At 70.0% G+C, this 3,256-nt stretch carries 1 protein-coding gene and 1 pseudogene; both read left to right on the top strand.

Annotated elements, in window-relative coordinates:
• Nucleotides 1–135, top strand: a pseudogene (locus tag J0670_RS33800) (ATP-binding protein); the annotation flags it as partial.
• Between the two features lie 419 nt (nucleotides 136–554).
• Nucleotides 555–3,256: nitrate- and nitrite sensing domain-containing protein (locus J0670_RS33795; RefSeq protein ID WP_207816129.1), on the top strand; the 2,702-nt coding region annotated here is incomplete at its 3' end.

The following is a 3,256-nucleotide window of genomic DNA, read 5'->3' as shown; positions in this document are numbered from 1 at the left end:
GCCGAAGAGGTGCGCGAAGCCCTCCAGCTCGGCGCCGACACCCCTGTGATCGCCCTCGACGCCCGCCGCCGGGACAGCGCCAAGAGCGCACTCATCACCCTCGTCGAACACGCCCTCCTCGCCCGGCTCCGCTGACACCCGTGCGAGCACGCGGGTCGCGGCCGGAACCATCGAGCCCCGGTGGACCGTCACACTGACGGGCCGCCGGGGCGGCGATGCCTACCGGCCGGTGTCCTCCGGGGGCCCGGCGCAAGACCCGTGTATAAGCAGCGGATAACAGTTCGGTAGGCATTTTGTGATCAACAATGACGCAGTGTGGCGAAACAGCGTCACTCAGCGCCAGATGACCACGGTTTTGCTCCGTCATGTCGCTGATTGTCCGGATTGTGCCGACGCGGGTCCCGGACGGCCGCTGTTTGTCCCCCATCCCTGCACGTGCTGAAATTCCAGCTACCCCTGAACATCCCGCGTCGGCCCGTCCGGCGGCGGGCCAGGGCCCGGGGGTAGCGCTGGATTGATCCATGGCCGACAGTCGGCCGAGAGGTAGTTGTCGAGTGAGGCGTAAGCAACAACCCGCCCCGCAGCGGCGCTCCGAGCCCCGCCAGAGCGAGCCGAACGGCACCGCCGCGGACCCGGCCGGATTCTCCGCGTTCACTCCCACCGAGGAACGCCCGCCGTCAGCTCCGGCCCCCACGCCCCCGACCTCGGCCAAGGAGCCCCGCACCGGCGTCGCTCCGCCGGTCGACGGCGGCTCCACCCGGTACGACTTCCTCCGCCCGCGCAACTGGCGCGTGCCGACCCGTCTGATCGCGATCCTGCTGATCCCCGTGATCATCAGTCTCGTCTTCGGCGGTCTGCGCGTTAACACCTCCGTCGACGGCTACATCAAGGCCTCCCGCGCCGAGAAGACCGCCGAGCTCGCCAAGGCGGCGACCGAACTCGCCGAGGCGCTGGAGAACGAGCGCGACAAGACCCTGATACCCCTGCTCACCAAGCAGGACCCGAACAACGAGGTGACCAAGCGCCGCGCCGACACCGACGCCGCGCTGAAGGCGTACAACGCCGCGTACGAGGCCTCCGACAAGTCCGGTGAGCTGCCGACCCGCCACGCGGCCTTCCAGTCCCTGGTGATCGACCTGCCGCACCTGCGGGCCAACGCGTACGGCCCCGAGCTGTTCGCGAGCGCCACGACCAACGCCTACTCGACGATGTTCGCCCCGCTGCTGTCCTACGACAACTCGGTCGGCAACGGCTCCGCCAACGCCACCAGCAAGGGCCGCGCGATCTACGCGATGTCGCTGGCCAAGGCCTCCGCGTCGACCCAGCGCGCGCTGATGCTGAACCTGCTGGTCGGCGCCTCGCAGGGCACGACCACGCGGTACGAGAACCAGGACATGACCCAGCAGATCCTGGTGTCCGAGAAGCTCGAGCAGGTCTCGCTCACCGAGTTCACCACCGGTGGCGCCCCCGAGGACGTCAAGAAGTACGCGGACGCGCAGGTCGCCCAGGCCTCCTCCCAGGACCGTTCGGCGTACAAGATGCCCAACGGCACCGCGCCCACCATGAAGGGCCTGCTGGCGCTCGCCGGCAACTACGCCGAGGCCGCCGCCATCGGCCAGCAAAGGGGCAAGGCCGCCGCCGACGCCGCCTTCGCCGAGGCGAAGAACGCCGGTCTGACCCCGGACAACTGGAACCAGGCCGCCAACACCCACATCCAGGCCCTGCGGAACACCGAAGTCGCGCTGCTGGACGACGTCCTCACCGACTCCCGCAACCTCAAGGACAACGCGCTCTACGACGCCATCCTCAACACGGTCATCGTCGTCGCCGCGCTCATCCTGGCCGGTCTGCTCACCGGCTACGTCGCCCGCTCGATGATCCTCGGCATGCGCACCCTGCGCAGCGCCGCCCTGGAGATCGCCGACCACCGCCTGCCGGACCTGGTCGAGAAGCTCTCCAAGACCGACCCCGACCGGGTCGACACCTCGGTGAGCGCGATCCCGCTGCACGGCAAGGACGAGATCGGCGAAGTCGCCCGGGCCTTCGACCAGGTCCACCAGCAGGCCGTGGCGCTCGCCGCCGAGCAGGCCCTGCTGCGAGGGAACGTCAACGCGATCTTCACCAACCTGTCGCGCCGCAGCCAGGGCCTGATCCAGCGCCAGCTGGCGCTGATCACCGACCTGGAGAACAACGAGGCCGACCCGGACCAGCTGGAGAACCTCTTCAAGCTGGACCACCTGGCCACCCGTATGCGCCGCAACGGTGAGAACCTCCTCGTCCTCGCGGGCGAGGAGGCCGGCCGCCGCTGGAACACCCCGGTCCCGCTGGTCGACGTGCTCCGCGCCGCCGCCTCCGAGGTGGAGCAGTACGAGCGCGTCGAGCTGTCCGGCATCCCCGAGGTCGAGGTCGTCGGCGCCGCCGTGACCGACCTCGTCCACCTGCTCGCCGAGCTGCTGGAGAACGCCACCTCGTTCTCCAGCCCGCAGACCCGGGTGCTGGTCAACGCGACCCGCCTGCCGGACGGCCGGGTGCTGGTCGAGATCCACGACAAGGGCATCGGCCTCACCGCCGACGACTTCGCCGAGATCAACGAGAAGCTGGCCGAGCCGCCCACGGTCGACGCCACCATCTCCCGCCGCATGGGCCTGTTCGTGGTCGGCCGGCTCTCGCAGCGGCACGACATCCGCGTCCAGCTCCGCCCGTCCGGCGAGTCGGCGGGCACCACCTCGCTGGTCATGCTCCCGCCGTTCGTCACCCGTTCCGCGGTGGAGCCGGAGCCGGAGGAGGAGCAGTTCACCGTCTCCCGGATCTTCGCCGACCAGGAGCCGACCTCCGAGTGGGCCCCCGAAAACCGCTCCCGCAGCGCCGCCGAGCTCGGCTTCGACGACCACTTCACCGGTGTCGGCAACGCCGGCTCCACCGGCTTCAGCCCGGCCCTGGAATCCGTCCAGCGCTCGCAGCGCCTCGACCAGGTCCGCCGCGCGGCCCTGGAGGGCGCCCCGCACGCGCCGGTGGTGGACGCCGAGGTCGAGGAGGACTACCAGCAGGGCTACGACCAGTACGCCCCGCAGGAGTACCAGCAGGCCGCCTACGCCGACGACCAGTACGGGTACCAGCAGGACGGCTACCAGCAGGACGAGTACGCCCAGGACGGCTACGGCCAGTACCCGCAGCAGGGCTACGACCGGTCCGACGCCTACGCCGACGACCAGTACGGCTACGACCAGGACGGCTACCAGCAGGACGAGTACGCCGA

This window comes from Streptomyces sp. FH025, from assembly GCF_017427025.1.
Taxonomy (GTDB): Bacteria; Actinomycetota; Actinomycetes; order Streptomycetales; family Streptomycetaceae; genus Kitasatospora.
The sequence above is the reverse complement of the archived record's forward strand: the minus strand, read 5'-3'. Positions and strand labels throughout refer to the sequence as shown.